The organism is Actinomadura sp. NEAU-AAG7, from assembly GCF_018603865.1.
GTDB lineage: Bacteria > Actinomycetota > Actinomycetes > Streptosporangiales > Streptosporangiaceae > Spirillospora > Spirillospora litoris.
In genome coordinates this window covers 321,944-336,644 of the sequence record NZ_JAHFZY010000005.1, presented here as the reverse complement: position 1 = coordinate 336,644, position 14,701 = coordinate 321,944, and the positions used below count along the sequence as shown (strand labels likewise).

Below are 14,701 nucleotides of genomic sequence, written 5' to 3'. Positions count from 1 at the left end.
TCATCATGACGGACGACGCACCGTCCGCCCCGGCCCCCGCCGAGGCGGACGCCCCCCGTGGCACAACGAAGGACGTCCAGGGAACGCGGCGGCTCGCGGCGCTGCTGCTGTCCCCCACACTGCTGGTGCTGGCCCTGGTCATCGGCTATCCCGTGCTCGCCGGGTTCCGCGAGTCGCTCTACGCGCGCGGGCAGGGCCTCGACGCCGACGGGTTCGTGGTGGAGGGCGAGCGGTTCGCGGGCCTCGACAACTACACCTCGATCTTCGGCGGCGACCGGTCGGACGCCTTCTGGAACGCCCTGTCCAACACCACCTTCTTCACCTTCACCACCGTCGTGCTGGAGACCGGGATCGGCGTGGGGATGGCGCTGATCATGCACCAGGCGTTCCGGGGGCGGGCGCTGGTGCGCGCGAGCATCCTCGTCCCGTGGGCGATCCCGACCGCGATCTCCGGGCTGCTGTGGCGGTGGATCTTCCAGGCGGACGGCGTGGCCAACGCCGTCCTGCGGCGGGAGATCCTGTGGACCGCCGGAGGGTTCCCCGCCAAGGCGGCCGTCATCATCGCCGAGGTGTGGAAGACCTCCCCGTTCATCGGGCTGCTCGTCCTCGCCGGGCTCCAGATGATCCCCCGCGAGGTGCACGAGGCCGCCCGGGTGGACGGCGCCGGGCCGCTCCAGCGGTTCTGGTGGGTCACGCTGCCGCTGGTCAGGCCCGCGCTGCTGGTCGCGGTGCTGTTCCGCATGCTGGACGTGCTCCGCATGTTCGACCTGCCCGCCGTGCTGGTCGGCGTGAACCAGCGGTCGGTGGAGACGCTCACGATGCTCGCCTGGTCCGAGGCGTCCGACCTGAGGTACGGGTCGGCGGCGGCGTACGCGACCGTGCTGTTCCTCTACATCGCGCTGATCGCCTACCTGTTCGTCAAGCTGCTCGGCGCCGACATCATCGGCGAGGCGCGGAAGGCGTCCGCCCGGCGCGCGAAGGCGGTGGCGTGATGGCGCGGCGCGTGCTGTCGGTCGTCGGCGTCGTGGCGGTGGTGGCGTACTGCCTCGCCCCGTTCTACTGGATGGTCGTGTCGGCGTTCCGGCGGCCCCAGGACCAGTTCGACGACTCGCCCGTCCCGTCCCGGTGGTCGACCGAGAACCTCACGGCCGTGTTCTCCGGCGGCAACGGGTTCGGCCGCGCGCTGCTGAACAGCCTGGTCGTCGCGGGCTGCACGACCGCGCTGACGCTGCTCATCGGCACCTCGACCGCCTACGCGCTGGCCCGGCTGGACTTCCGGTTCAAGAACGCGGTGCTCGGGCTCGTCGTCGCCGCGTCGATGTTCCCGGGAATCTCGCAGCTCGTCCCCTTGCTGAAACTCTTCACGGACCTCAACTGGATCAACAGCTACCAGGCGATGGTGCTGCCGAGCCTCGGGTTCGCGCTGCCGCTGTCGGTGTGGCTGCTCACGGCGTTCTTCCGGCAGTTGCCGTTCGAGCTGGAGCAGGCGGCGATGGTGGACGGCTGCACCCGCGGCCAGGCGTTCCGCAAGATCATCGTCCCGTTGGCGGCACCCGGGGTGTTCACCACGGCGATACTGACGTTCATCGCCACGTGGAACGAGTTCCTCATCGCGCTGTCGATGGTGAACAGGAAGGAGATGCAGACCGCGACCGTGGCGATCTCCAAGTTCACCGGCGTGTCCGGTTTCGACCAGCCGTTCGGGACGCAGATGGCGGCGGGCGTCGTCGTCACCGTCCCGCTGATCGCCGTGGTACTGGTGTTCCAGCGCCGCATCGTCGCCGGCCTCACCGCCGGCGGAGTCAAGTAGCCACGAGAACCCCGGAGGACGTACATGACGCAGGACACCCTCGCCGCCTCCTCGGGCTCCCCCGCCGGGGACGCCGCCCGCTGGTGGCGCGACGCCGTCATCTACCAGGTGTACGTGCGCAGCTTCGCCGACTCGGGCGGTGACGGCGTCGGCGACCTGCCCGGCGTCCGGTCCCGGCTGCCCTACCTGGCGCGGCTCGGCGTGGACGCGCTGTGGCTGACCCCGTTCTACGTCTCCCCGATGGCCGACTTCGGGTACGACGTCGCCGACTACCGCGACGTCGACCCCATGTTCGGCACCCTCGCCGACGCCCGCGAGCTGATCGAGGACGCGCACGCGCACGGCCTGCGGATCATCGTGGACGTCGTCCCGAACCACACCTCCGACCGGCACGCCTGGTTCCAGGCCGCGCTCGCCGCCCCGCCCGGCTCCCCCGAGCGCGCCCGCTACATCATCCGCGACGGCCGCGGCGACGCCCCGCCCAACGACTGGGAGTCGGTCTTCGGCGGCCCCGCCTGGACCCGCCTGCCCGACGGCCAGTGGTACCTGCACCTGTTCGCGCCCGAGCAGCCCGACCTGAACTGGGAGAACCCCGAGGTCCAGGACGAGTTCGACGACATCCTGCGCTTCTGGCTCGACCTCGGCGTGGACGGCTTCCGGGTGGACGTCGCGCACGGCATGGCCAAGGCCCCCGGCCTGCCCGACGTCGGCCGCGCGGGCCAGGCCGAGATGCTCGGGACCGCCGTCCTGCCCTACTTCGACCAGGACGCCGTCCACGAGATCCACCGCCGGTGGCGCCGCGTGCTCGACTCCTACCCCGGCGAGCGCATCGGCGTCGCCGAGGCGTGGGCGCCGACCCCCGAGCGCCTCGCCCACTACACCCGTCCGGACGAGCTGCACCAGGCGTTCAACTTCCACTACCTCACCGCGCCGTGGGAGGCCCCCGCGATGCGCGAGGTCATCGAGGAGTCCCTGCGCCTGGCCGCCGAGGTCGGCGCGCCCGCGACCTGGGTGCTGTCCAACCACGACGTGAAGCGGCACGTCACCCGCTACGGCGACGGCGAGCGCGGCCTGCGCCGCGCCCGCGCGGCGGCGCTGCTGACCCTCGCCCTGCCGGGCTCCGCCTACGTCTACCAGGGCGAGGAGCTGGGCCTGCCCGAGGTCCTGGACCTGCCCGAGGAGTTCCTCCAGGACCCCCAGCGCGCCCGCGCCGACGACGCGGGCCGCGACGGCTGCCGCGTCCCGCTGCCCTGGGAGGGCGAGGAGCCCCCGTTCGGCTTCGGCGCCACGTCCTGGCTGCCGATGCCCCCGTCCTGGCGCGCCCTGACCGTCGCCGCCCAGACCGACGACCCGGGCTCGATCCTCTCCCTGTACCGCGACGCGCTCCGCGTCCGCCGCGAGCACCCGGCCCTAGGCGACGGCCCCCTCCGCTGGCTCGTCGGGCCCCCCGGCACCCTGTTCTTCACCCGCGAGACCCCCGACGGCCAGACCCTCACCTGCGCGGTCAACATGGGCACCCGCACCGCCCGGATCCCCCTGAACGGCACCCCGCTCCTGTCCAGCGCCCCCATCCAGACCGACGCCACCTGCGCCGTCCTCCCCCCCGACACCACCCTCTGGTGGACCGCGACCCCCTCCGAGCCCTAGTCGCTCATCGTGACGAAACCATTACCCTCATCGTCAAGGGGGGCTAGATTACACTGGTGCCCAAGCCGATGAAGTTGGCCGATCTCGAACGTGCGATGTGGAGGCAGGGGTGCCGGAAGCGGACCCCCGACAAGGGACCGCACACCAAGTGGATCTGCCCCTGCGGCCGGCATCGGGCGATCATCCCCCGCCACAGGGAGATCTCCGCGCTGGTGGTGGGGAACACGGTCAAGGGTCTGGCCTGCCTTGAGGAGGGGTGGCTCGCGTGAGCGATGACGGTGGGCGCACGGTGTACACGGTCCACGCGCGGCGGTGGGAGCACGGCTGGGAGCTGGAGATCGAGTCGGTCGGCGCGACCCAGTCCCACAGCCTGAAGGACGCCGAGATGATGGCGCGGGACTACATCGGCCTCGCCCTCGACATCCCCGCCGACTCCTTCGACGTCGAACTCGTGCCCGAGGTCGGAGACGGCCTGGCCGAGCAGGCCCGGCGGGCCCGGGCGGAGACCCGGGCCGCCGAGAAGGCGCGTGACGAGGCAGCCCGGAACTTCCGGAGGGTCGCCCGCCGGCTTCATGACGAAGGGCTCACCGGCAAGGAGATCGGGATCATCCTGGGGGTATCGACCCAGCGCGTCTCCCAACTACTGAAAGACGACGCCCGTGACCGGACCCCCGCGCAGCGGCGGTCGTCAGCCTGACCGGGCGTCCTGGTAGGTCGGGTCGTCGACGGGGCCCGGGGCCTGGCTGATGGGGGCGGTGTGGCGTAGGGCTACGGCGGACAGGAGCGCCAGGGCCAGGACGCCCAGGGCGGCGGTCAGGGTCGCGGCGTTCAGGCCCTCGGTGGCGGCCTCCCGGGCCTGGTCGAGCAGGCCCGGGGGCAGCCGGTCCTGGACGGAGGACGCGCCCGCGAGGCTGTCGCGCGCCGGGTCCGCCACGTCCGGCGGGGTTCCGGCGGGGACGGCCCCGGCCACGCGGTCGCGGTAGACGGCGGCGGCCAGGCTGCCCAGGGTCGCGACGCCCAGGGCGACCCCGAGCTCCTGCACGGTCTCCGACAGCGCCGACGCCGAGCCCGCCCGGTCCGGCGGCGCGGCGCCGACCACCAGGTCGGTGCCCAGCGCCGCGATCGTCCCGAGGCCGAGGTAGACCAGCCCGAAGCCGGTCACGAGCGGGGTGAGGCCGTCATCGGCGTCCAGCCGGGCGAGCAGGAGGTAGCCGACGGCGGAGAGGGCGAGCGCGCCGGCCACCACGAGCCCCGGGGGCACCCGGCGCGCGATCAGCGGTGATCCGATCGCGGCCACCAGCATCATCAGGGCGGGCGGCGCCATCCACGCGCCCGCCGCCGTCGGCGAGAGCCCCTGGACGAACTGGAGCTGCTGGGTGACCAGCAGCAGGACGCCGCCGACGCCGACCAGCCCGGCGAGCAGGATCGCCAGGGCGGCGGTGAACGTGCGGTTGGTGAACAGGGTGAGGTCGAGGAGCGGGGTCTCCAGGCCGCGCTGGCGCCGGACGAACAGCACGGCGAACGCCGTCCCGGCGAGGGCGGCGGCGAGGACCGGGACGTCCGGGCCGTGCTCGGCGGCGCGTTTCACCGCGTAGATGAGCGGCAGCGTGGCGGCCAGCGACAGCGCGACGCTGGGCAGGTCCAGGCGGCCCCCGCGCGGGGCGCGGTACTCGGGGACCAGCCTCGGCGCGGCGGCCAGCGTGACGGCGGCGACCGGCACCGCGAGCAGGAACGCCGAGCCCCACCAGAAGTGCGCCAGCAGCGCGCCGCCGACCAGGGGCCCGGCGGCCATGCCGAGCGCGAAGCTCATCGCCCAGACGCCGATCGCCAGCGAGCGCCGGCGCGCGTCGGGGAACATCGTGCCGACCAGGGCGAGCGTGGAGGGCATCAGCGTGGCGCCGGCGATCCCCAGCGCGCCGCGCGCGGCGATGAGCATCGGGGCGCTGGTGGCGAAGGCGGCCACCACGGAGACGGCGGCGAAGGCGGTGACACCGGCCAGCAGCAGCCTGCGGCGGCCGATCCGGTCGCCCAGGGTGCCCATCGTGACCAGGAACCCGGCGATCAGGAAGCCGTAGGCATCCATGATCCACAGTGCCTCGGTGCCGCTCGGGCGCAGATCCTCGACCATGGACGGCAGCGCCAGGTAGAGCAGGGTGACGTCGAGGCCGAGCAGCGCGGTCGGCAGGGACAGGACGGCGAGCCCGGCCCACTCGCGGGGGCCGGCTCGGTGCGGGGTGCTCATCGGACTCCGTTCACGGGGACGTGGCGGTGCCACGCTGCCGCCCCGCGCTCACGGAAACCTCATGGTCCGCTGGCGGTAGCCTCGGTTCCATGCGCTACGGGGTGCTCGGACCGCTCGCCGTCTGGGACGCCGACGGACGGCCGGTCGGGGTGCCCGAGGCCAAGGTGCGCGCGCTGCTGGCGGACCTCCTGGTCCACCGGGGCGGGCCGGTCCCGGCGGACCGGCTCGTCGAGGACATCTGGGCGGGCGACCCGCCCTCCGGGGCGGCGGGCGCGCTCCAGACCAAGATCTCCCAGCTCCGGCGCGTGCTGGGGCGCGAGCGGGTGGTCCGCGAGCCGGCGGGGTACCGGCTGGTGCTGGAGGGCGACGAGGTCGACGCGTTCGGGTTCCAGGAGCTGGTCGAGCGCGCGGGCGCCGAGGAGGAGCCGGCGGTCCGGTGCGGTCTGCTCGCCGACGCGCTGGCGCTGTGGCGCGGCCCGGCCTACGCCGACGTCGCCGGGTCCCTGTTCGCGCTGGGCGAGGTCGCCCGGCTGGAGGAGCTGCGGCTGACGGCCCTGGAGGACCAGGCCGAGGCGCGGCTGGAGGTGGGCGGGCACGCGGCGCTGGCGGCGGAGCTGGGCGACGCGGTGGCGCGGCACCCGCTGCGCGAGCGGCTGCGGACGCTCCAGATGCGCGCCCTGTACCGGGCCGGACGGCAGACGGAGGCGCTGGAGACGTTCCAGGAGCTGCGGCGGCGGCTGGCGGACGAGCTGGGCGTGTCCCCCGGCCCCGAGGCCGCCGGGCTGCACACGGCGATCCTCCGCCAGGAGCCGCACCTGGCGCCGCCCGCCGGACGGGCGCCGTGCCGCTCCAACCTGCCCGCGCCGCTGACCGCGCTGGTCGGCCGGGAGGACGCGGTCGAGGAGCTGCGGGCACGCCTCGCCCCGGGCGCGGGCACCCGGCTGGTCACGCTGACCGGCCTCGGCGGGATCGGCAAGACCCGGCTGGCGGTCGCGGCGGCGGGCGGGATGACCGGGCGGTTCGCCGACGGGGTGTGGCTGGTCGAGCTGGCCGGTCTCGGAACCGGCTCCACCCCCGACGACCTCGCCGGACAGGCCCTCAAGACGCTGGACCACCTGGCGGCGTCGGAGCCCGTCGTCCCCCCGCGAGGGCCCGATGCGGTGGGGCGGCTCTGCCGGGCGCTCGCGGACCGGCGGCTGCTGATCGTGCTGGACAACTGCGAGCACGTCGTCGAGGCCGCCGCCGAGCTGGCCGGGGCGGTCCTGGCGGCGGCGCCCGGGGCGCACCTGCTCGCCACCGGCCAGGAGCCCCTCGGCATCCCCGGCGAGCTGGTGCGCCCGGTGCCGCCGCTGGCCCTGCCCGGCCCGACCGGCGCGGTCGCCCGGACCGGTGCCGTCGAGCTGTTCGCGGAGCGGGCGGCGGCCGCGGTGCCCGGGTTCGTCCTGGACGAGGGCAACGCGCGGGCCGTCGCCAGGATCTGCCGCAGGCTGGACGGCGTCCCGCTGGCGCTCGAACTCGTGGCCCCCCGGCTGCGGACGATGACCCCCGAACGGCTGGCCGCCTACCTCGACGACCGGTGCGCCCTGCTCGCGGCGCGGGCGCGCGGCGTACCCGAGCGGCAGCGGACGCTGCGCGACACGCTCGACTGCGCCTGGGAACTGCTGGCGCCGGACGAGCGGGCCGTGCTGGGGCGGCTGTCCGCGCACCCCGGCGGCTGGTCGCCGGCGTCCGCCGAGGCCATCGCCGCCGGCCCCGGCGCGCCCGCCGACCGGGTCCCCGACCTGCTGTCCCGCCTGGTGGACCGGTCGCTGCTGATCCACGAGGCGGGACGGTTCCGGATGCTCGAATCGGTGGCCGCCTACTGCGCCGAGCGGCTCGCCGAGCCGGAGGCTCAGGGCACGAGGTAGCGGGTGTCGCGCGCGTCGGTGACGGCCATGTGGCCCGGCGCGTGGCCGATCGCCAGCTTCGGACGGGACGCCATCACGGCCGCCTGGGGCGTCACGCCGCAGGCCCAGAAGACCGGGATCTCGTCCACGCGGACCTCGACGGGGTCGCCGAAGTCGGGGCGGTCCAGGTCGGTGATGCCGAGTTCGACGGGATCACCGACATGCACCGGCGCGCCGTGCACCGACGGGTAGCGCGAGGTCACCCGGACGGCGTCGGCGACCTGCGCGGCCGGGACCGGGCGCATCGACACCACCAGCGGGCCGCCGAACTCGCCCGCGCGGCGGCAGGTGCGGCTCGTCCGGTACATCGGGACGTTGACGCCCTGCTCGATGTGGCGGACGGGCACGCCCGCCTCGCGGAGCGCGTCCTCGAAGGTGAAGCTGCACCCGATGAGGAAGCAGACCAGGTCGTCGCGCCAGTAGGAGGTGACGTCGCCGACCCGGGCGACCGGCTCCCCGTGCTCGTAGACGACGTAGCCGGGCAGGTCGGTGCGCAGGTCCCCGGCGAACAGCGACGCCGACACCTCGCCGGGCTCCGTCACGTCCAGGACGGGGCAGGGCTTGGGATTGCGCTGCGCGAACAGCAGCAGGTCATAAGCCTGATCGCGGGGCACGGCGATGAGGTTGGCCTGGGTCCATCCGGCGCACCAGCCGGCCGTCGGGACGTCGAGCCCGGCGCGGAACAGCGCGCGGGCCTGGTCCGGCGACAGGGCGCCCGGGTCGATGGGGGCGGTCATGGTTCTCACCTACTTCCAGAGGTCGTCCAGGTCGGACAGGGAGTTCCAGCCGAGGTACAGCGACAGCAGCCAGGCCGCGGCGCCGAGGGCGAGCAGCCACAGCGGGTAGCGGTAGCCGCCGAGCAGGTCGCGGCGCCGGGCCGCCACCCACAGCAGGACCGCGAGGCCGAACGGCAGGATCAGCCCGTTCAGGGCGCCCGCGAGCACGAGCAGCTTCGCGGGGGTGGTGCCGATCATCAGGTAGATCGCGGTGGACACCACGATGAACCCGACGACCAGCCAGTTGCGGTTGCGCTCGATCCAGGACGAGAAGGAGACCAGGAACGACACCGAGGTGTAGGACGCGCCGATCACCGAGGTGATCGCGGCCGACCACATGATCAGTCCGAACAGGCGCAGCCCGGTCTCCCCGGCGGCGTGCTCGAACGCCGAGGGCGCGGGGTTGTCGGCGGCGAGCTTCACGCCGCCGGCGACGACGCCGAGGACGGCGAGGAACAGCAGGATCCGCATCAGCGCGGTGACGAGGATGCCGGTGACGGCGCTGCGGTTGATCTCGCGGATGTTCTCCTGCCCGGTGAGCCCGGACTCGATCATCCGGTGCGCGCCCGCGTAGGTGATGTAGCCGCCGACGGTCCCGCCGATCAACGTGGTGATCACGAGGAAGTCGACCTCGCCGGGCGCGACGGTCTCGCGCAGCGCGTCGCCGAGCGGCGGGTCGGACACGATCGCCACGTACAGGGTCATGAGGATCATCACGGCGCCGAGCACGACGACGATCCGGTCCATCGCGACCCCGGCGCGCTTGCTCAGGAAGATCGTGATCGCGATGAGCGCGGAGACGGCGCCGCCGACCTTGACGTTCAGGCCGAACAGCGCGTTCAGGCCGAGCGCGCAGCCGGCGACGTTGCCGATGTTGAACACCAGCCCGCCGAAGACGTCGAGCGCGGCGAGCGCGTACCCGCCGCCGGGGACGACGCTGTTGCCGAGGTCCTGGGCGCGGCGGCCCGAGACCCCGACGATCCGCCACACGTTGAGCTGGATCGCCACGTCCACCAGCACCGACACGAGGATCGCGAACGCGAACGCGGCCCCGAGCCTGGCGGTGAAGGTCGTGGTCTGGGTGATGAATCCGGGGCCGATGGCGCTGGTGGCCATCAGGAACATGGCCCCGACGAGCGCGGCCCGGCGCGAGGTGGCGGTGGGCGGCGGCGTCGTGTCGACGGTGTCGGTCATGACTGCCCCTTCTGGGGGTTCGGCTTTCCGACAGCGTATGGATTGTTCAACAATCCAGCAATCCCCTCGTTGAGGTATTTCGCGCAGCGGAGGGATACGCTTGCTTGGCAGATGTCCCCCGCGCGGGACGGGAGGCCCCCACGGGCGATCCGCCCGCGCCGCCGAGGAGGAAAGGCGCGTCGATGCCGGAGCGGGAGTCGTGGCTCGACAGCATGGCGGCGGCCCGGCACGGTCTGGATCGATCCAGCACGGCCGCACGGGTGGCCGACCTGCTCCGCGAGCAGATCACCGACGGGCGCCTCGTCCCCGGCGAGCGGCTCCCCGAGGAGGACGTCTGCCGCGCCGTGAAGGTGTCGCGCAACACCACCCGCGAGGCGTTCCGGCTGCTCGTCCAGGAGCGGCTGCTCGTCCACGAGTTCAACCGGGGCGTGTTCGTCCGCCGCGTCACCGCCGACGGCCTCGCCGACCTCTACCGGGTCCGGCGGATCATGGAGTGCGAGGGCGTGCGGTGCGCCCCCGAGGCGCCGCCCGAGGCGATCGAGCCGGCCGGCGCGGCCGTGGCCGACGGCGAGCGCGCCGCCGCCGCCGGGGACTGGCCCGCCGTCGGCACCGCCGACATCCGCTTCCACCGGGCGCTGTCCGCCCTGGTCGGCAGCCCCCGGGTGGACGAGCTGATGCGGCACCTGCTGGCCGAGATGCGCCTGGTGTTCCATGAGATGGGATCGCCGCGGGAGTTCCATGAGCCCTACCTTGCCCGCAACAGGCGGATCTACGACCTCCTCGCGGGCGGCGCCATCGGGGAGGCCGAGCGGGAGCTGCGCGCCTACCTCGACGACGCCGAGGCGCAGCTGACCAAGGCGTTCCGCGAGTCGGAGTGACCGGGCGGGCCGCAGGGGCGCCCGGTCAGGACGGCGCGTAGTTCATGACGTGGTCGTGGAGCAGGCGCGGGGCCTCGGGGTCGCGGCGGCGGAAGGCCTCGATCAGCTCGGCGTGCTCGGCCGACTTGGAGTAGATCTCCGTCTGGTGCAGGCGCAGGGACAGCGTCGTCCACAGCTCGATGCCGAGGCCCTCCCACACCGAGACCAGCAGCCGGTTCCCGGCCGTCTCGACGATCTCGCGGTGGAAGGCGATGCTCAGCCGCATCTGCTCGGGCAGGTCGGCGTTGCGGGCGGCCTCGCACAGGCGGCGGTTGTGCTCCTCCAGCGCGTCCAGGCAGCCGGACAGGCGCGGCAGGGCCAGCTCGACGGCCGTCCGCTCCAGCCCGGCGCGGACGGGGAAGATCTCGGCGAGGTCCTGCTCGGTGAACGCGCGGACGCGGGCGCCCCGGTTGGGCAGCGACTCGATCAGCCCCTGCGCCTCAAGCTGCCGCAGCGCCTCGCGGACGGGGCCCTGGCTGACCCCCAGCTCGGACGCGATGCGCCGCTCGACGATCCGCTCGCCCGGCTCCCAGCGTCCCGCGCTGATGCCGTCCACGATGAACTCGCGGATCTGGACGGCGAGCCCGGTGCGGAGCAGCGGGGCGGGGATCGGCGCGTTCACGCCCTAGATATTAGACGGCGCGATGGTAGGCGGGGTGGCCCGGGGTAGAATATGATCGATCATTGATCAATGATGATCGGTGAGCGTCGTGGTGATCCTACGGCGTTCCCCCCGGACAGAGGAAGGTCGCCGATGACTGAGACCACCCAGTCGGCGGGCACGGCCGCCCCGGCCCGTACCCGCAGAGCGCGCGGCACCCGGACGCCGCGTCCCGCGGCGGCCGTCCCCCCGGCCGATGCCAAGGAGCTGACCGGTTACTACCGGCAGATGCTGCTGATCCGCCGGTTCGAGGAACGCGCGGCCCGCGCCTACACCGAGGCCAAGATCGGCGGCTACTGCCACCTGAACCTGGGCGAGGAGGCGACCGTCGTCGGGCTGCTGGAGGCGCTGCGCCCGACCGACTACCTCTTCACCAACTACCGCGAGCACGGATACGCGCTGGCCAAGGGCATCAGCGCCGACCGCGTCATGGCGGAGCTGTACGGGCGCTCGACCGGCGTGTCCAAGGGCTGGGGCGGGTCGATGCACCTGTTCGACGCCGAGGCGCGGCTGCTCGGCGGCTACGGCATCGTCGGCGGCCAGGTGCCGCTGGCGGCCGGTGCCGCGCTCGCCGTCTCCTACAAGGGCGGCGACGAGGTCGTCATGTGCCACATGGGCGACGGGACGACCGCGATCGGCGCGTTCCACGAGTCGCTGAACATCGCCGGGCTCTGGGACCTGCCCGTCGTCTTCGTCGTGATCAACAACGGCCTCGGCATGGGCACCACCGTGGAGAACTCCTCCGCCGAGCCCGAGCTGTACAAGCGCGGCGCCGCGTACCGGATGGAGAGCGCCCGCGTGGACGGCACCGACGTGGTCGCCGTGCGGGACGCGGCGCGCCTCGCCGTCGAGCGCGCCCGCGTCGAGAGCAAGCCGTACCTGCTGGAGGCCGTCAGCCCCCGGCTCAAGGGCCACTCGGTCGTCGACCCGGCCCGCTACCGGTCGAAGGAGGAGAAGGAGTCCCTCAAGGCCGCCGACCCGCTCGCCCGGATGGCGCTGGAGCTGGAGGAGGCCGGGATCCTCTCCCACGAGGCCCGCGACGAGCTCGACGCGGAGGTCACCGCCGAGGTCGACGCCGCCGCCGCGTTCGCCGACGCGAGCCCCGCGCCCGACGTGTCGACGCTGTTCGACTACACCTACGCCACCCCCGTCCCGGGCGAGCTGCGCCGCCTCCCCGCCGACCCCGTCTTCCGCGCCTGAGGAGCCCGTCCCCATGACCACCGCCACGCAACGGGCAACCGTCACCTACCGCCAGGCCCTCCGGGACACGCTGCGCTCGGAGATGCTGCGGGACGAGAACGTCTTCCTGATCGGCGAGGAGATCGGGCTCTTCGAGGGCTCCTACAAGATCACCGAGGGGCTGCTGAAGGAGTTCGGGCCGCGCCGCGTCCGCGACACCCCGATCGCCGAGGAGGGCTTCGTCGGCGCCGCGATCGGCGCCGCGATGCTCGGCCTCCGCCCGGTCGTGGAGATCATGACGATCAACTTCTCACTGCTCGCGCTGGACCAGATCGTCAACCACGCCGCGAAGATCTACGGGATGTTCGGCGGGCAGGCCAGCGTGCCGATGGTGATCCGCACGCCGGGCGGCGGCGGGCAGCAGCTCGGCGCCACCCACTCGCAGAACGTCGAGCTGTTCTACTCCTTCATCCCCGGCCTGAAGGTCGTGGCGCCGAGCACGCCCGCCGAGGCGTCGGCGATGCTGAAGGCCGCGATCCGCGACGACGACCCGGTGCTCTTCCTGGAGAACCTCGCCCTCTACAACACCAGGGGCGAGCTCCCCGCCGAGATCGACGCCATCGAGCCCGCCGAGATCGGGCGCGCCGCCGTCACCCGTCCGGGCACCGACATCACGATCATCGGCTACTCCCGGATGGCGCGCGTGGCCGCCGAGGTCGCCGAGATCCTCGCCGCCGAGGGGATCTCCGCCGAGGTCGTGGACCTGCGCAGCCTGCGCCCCCTCGACCGGCAGACCGTCGTGGACTCGGTCCGCAGGACCGGCTGCGCCGTCGTCGCCGAGGACGACTGGCTGACCTACGGCATCGGCGCCGAGATCGCCGCGACCATCCAGGAGGGCGCCTTCGACTGGCTGGACGCCCCCGTCCGCCGCGTCGCGATGGCCGAGGTGCCCCTCCCCTACGCCAAGTCCCTGGAGACGGCGGCGCTGCCGTCCGCCGAATCCCTGCTCGCCGCCGCCCGCGACACGCTCCGGGCGACCGGCCGTCTCGCCCTGGAGAACGCCCGATGACCGAGATCCTCATGCCCCGGCTCTCCGACACGATGGAGGAGGGCGTGATCAGCTCCTGGCAGAAGCAGCCGGGGGACGAGGTCGCGGTGGGCGACGTCATCGTCGACATCGAGACCGACAAGGCGGTCATGGAGTACGAGGCCTACGAGGCCGGCGTGCTGGAGAAGATCCTGGTCGGCGAGGGCGAGTCCGCCGCGATCGGCGCGCCGATCGCCGTGGTCACCCCGAAGGGGGCGGCCCCGGACGCCCCCGCTCCGGAGGCACCGGCGGCGGCTCCCGCCGAGGAGCCCGCCCCGGCGGAGAAGCCCGCCGCGACCCCGGCCGCCCCGGCCCCCGCTCCCGCGCCCGCCGGACGCACCGGGGCGTCGCGTCCGCCGTCGTCCCCGCTGGCGCGGCGGCTGGCGCGCGACCACGGCATCGACCTGGCCGCCCTGACCGGCACCGGACCGGGCGGACGCGTCGTCCGCGCCGACATCGAGGCCGCGATCCGCGACGGCGCCCCGGCCGCCCCGGCCGCCGCGCCCGTCCAGGCGCGGGTGGACGACCCCGACGTCGAGGCCGTCCCGCTGAACCGGTTCCGGAAGGTGGCGGCCCGGCGGCTCACCGAGAGCAAGCGCGAGGCGCCGCACTTCTACCTGAACCGGGAGGTGGACGCCGGGGCGCTGCTGGCCTTCCGCGCGACGCTGAACGAGGCGCTCGCCCCCGCCAAGGTCAGCGTGAACGACCTGGTCGTGAAGGCGGTCGCGACCGCGCTGCGCGAGCACCCGGCGGTGAACGTCTCCTACACCGAGGAGAACCTGCTCTTCCACAAGCGGGTGCACGTCGGCGTCGCGGTCGCGGTGGAGGACGGGCTGCTCGTCCCCGTCGTCCGGGACGCCGACCGCAAGAGCGTCTCGGAGATCGGACGGGAGACCCGCGAGCTGGCGGGCAAGGCGCGCGACGGCAAGCTGTCGGCGCAGGAGATGAGCGGCGGCACGTTCAGCGTCAGCAACCTCGGCATGTTCGGCGTCGCCTCGTTCTCGGCGGTGATCAACCCGCCGGAGGCCGCGATCCTCGCCGTCGGCGCCGTCCGGGACGAGCCGGTCGTCCGCGACGGGCAGGTCGTGCCCGGCAAGCGCATGGCCGTGACGCTCTCGGTCGACCACCGCGCCTGCGACGGCGCGACCGGCGCCAGGTTCCTGGCGCGGCTGGCCGAGCTGCTGGAGAACCCCGTCCTCATCGTCGCCTGACCCGGACCGAAGGGCCAGGTGGTCGGCGCTC

Annotated in this window: 14 protein-coding genes; 10 read left to right on the top strand and 4 right to left on the bottom strand. The window is 73.6% G+C overall.

Annotated features, from left to right (window positions below; genetic code table 11):
- Window positions 1-5 precede the first annotated feature (5 nt).
- From KLI87_RS24265 to KLI87_RS24245, 5 genes are all read left to right on the top strand, one after another.
- Window positions 6-992, top strand: coding sequence for a carbohydrate ABC transporter permease (locus KLI87_RS24265; RefSeq protein ID WP_214618815.1), 987 nt, complete (start codon window positions 6-8; stop codon window positions 990-992).
- Window positions 992-1,810, top strand: coding sequence for a carbohydrate ABC transporter permease (locus KLI87_RS24260; RefSeq protein WP_156215609.1), 819 nt, complete (start codon window positions 992-994; stop codon window positions 1,808-1,810). Before KLI87_RS24265 ends, KLI87_RS24260 begins: the two co-directional genes overlap by 1 nt.
- Window positions 1,811-1,834: 24 nt before the next feature.
- Window positions 1,835-3,457 carry a glycoside hydrolase family 13 protein gene (locus KLI87_RS24255; RefSeq protein WP_214618813.1) on the top strand — a complete coding sequence of 541 codons (1,623 nt, stop codon included), beginning with the start codon at window positions 1,835-1,837 and terminating at the stop codon, window positions 3,455-3,457.
- A gap of 68 nt (window positions 3,458-3,525) precedes the next feature.
- On the top strand, window positions 3,526-3,726 hold the full coding sequence (locus KLI87_RS24250; protein ID WP_214618812.1) for a hypothetical protein: 201 nt from the start codon (window positions 3,526-3,528) through the stop codon (window positions 3,724-3,726).
- Entirely contained in the window at window positions 3,723-4,154 is a 432-nt protein-coding gene (locus tag KLI87_RS24245) for a sigma factor-like helix-turn-helix DNA-binding protein (protein WP_214618811.1), read from the top strand. Before KLI87_RS24250 ends, KLI87_RS24245 begins: the two co-directional genes overlap by 4 nt.
- Here the strand turns inward: KLI87_RS24245 and KLI87_RS24240 are convergent.
- A complete protein-coding gene (locus KLI87_RS24240) occupies window positions 4,146-5,699 on the bottom strand; it encodes an MFS transporter (RefSeq protein WP_214618810.1) in 1,554 nt (517 codons plus the stop codon). The two genes, KLI87_RS24245 and KLI87_RS24240, sit on opposite strands and share 9 nt — an antisense overlap.
- A gap of 89 nt (window positions 5,700-5,788) precedes the next feature.
- On the opposite strand from KLI87_RS24240, the gene KLI87_RS24235 reads away from it, so the two are divergent.
- Complete coding sequence (locus KLI87_RS24235) at window positions 5,789-7,606, top strand: BTAD domain-containing putative transcriptional regulator (protein ID WP_214618809.1); 1,818 nt, start codon at window positions 5,789-5,791, stop codon at window positions 7,604-7,606.
- Here KLI87_RS24235 and KLI87_RS24230 read toward each other — a convergent pair.
- Complete coding sequence (locus KLI87_RS24230; RefSeq protein ID WP_156215119.1) at window positions 7,591-8,382, bottom strand: putative hydro-lyase; 792 nt, start codon at window positions 8,380-8,382, stop codon at window positions 7,591-7,593. The genes KLI87_RS24235 and KLI87_RS24230 overlap by 16 nt on opposite strands.
- A 9-nt stretch (window positions 8,383-8,391) precedes the next feature.
- Window positions 8,392-9,615: an NRAMP family divalent metal transporter gene (locus tag KLI87_RS24225; RefSeq protein WP_156215117.1), complete on the bottom strand. Its 1,224-nt coding sequence runs from the start codon at window positions 9,613-9,615 to the stop codon at window positions 8,392-8,394.
- Between the two features lie 182 nt (window positions 9,616-9,797).
- Here KLI87_RS24225 and KLI87_RS24220 point away from each other — a divergent pair, with 182 nt between their 5' ends.
- Window positions 9,798-10,493, top strand: coding sequence for a GntR family transcriptional regulator (locus KLI87_RS24220; RefSeq protein ID WP_214618808.1), 696 nt, complete (start codon window positions 9,798-9,800; stop codon window positions 10,491-10,493).
- Window positions 10,494-10,518: 25 nt separating this feature from the next.
- On the opposite strand, the gene KLI87_RS24215 is transcribed toward KLI87_RS24220, so the two are convergent.
- On the bottom strand, window positions 10,519-11,154 hold the full coding sequence (locus tag KLI87_RS24215) for a GntR family transcriptional regulator (protein WP_214618807.1): 636 nt from the start codon (window positions 11,152-11,154) through the stop codon (window positions 10,519-10,521).
- A gap of 132 nt (window positions 11,155-11,286) precedes the next feature.
- Between KLI87_RS24215 and pdhA the strand changes: the two genes are divergently transcribed.
- The 3 genes from pdhA to KLI87_RS24200 are packed head-to-tail and all read left to right on the top strand — an operon-like array spanning window position 11,287 to window position 14,670.
- Window positions 11,287-12,393 carry a pyruvate dehydrogenase (acetyl-transferring) E1 component subunit alpha gene (gene pdhA, locus KLI87_RS24210; protein ID WP_214618806.1) on the top strand — a complete coding sequence of 369 codons (1,107 nt, stop codon included), beginning with the start codon at window positions 11,287-11,289 and terminating at the stop codon, window positions 12,391-12,393.
- 13 nt (window positions 12,394-12,406) lie between these two features.
- On the top strand, window positions 12,407-13,441 hold the full coding sequence (locus tag KLI87_RS24205) for an alpha-ketoacid dehydrogenase subunit beta (protein WP_214618805.1): 1,035 nt from the start codon (window positions 12,407-12,409) through the stop codon (window positions 13,439-13,441).
- On the top strand, window positions 13,438-14,670 hold the full coding sequence (locus KLI87_RS24200) for a dihydrolipoamide acetyltransferase family protein (RefSeq protein ID WP_214618804.1): 1,233 nt from the start codon (window positions 13,438-13,440) through the stop codon (window positions 14,668-14,670). Before KLI87_RS24205 ends, KLI87_RS24200 begins: the two co-directional genes overlap by 4 nt.
- Window positions 14,671-14,701: the final 31 nt, after the last annotated feature.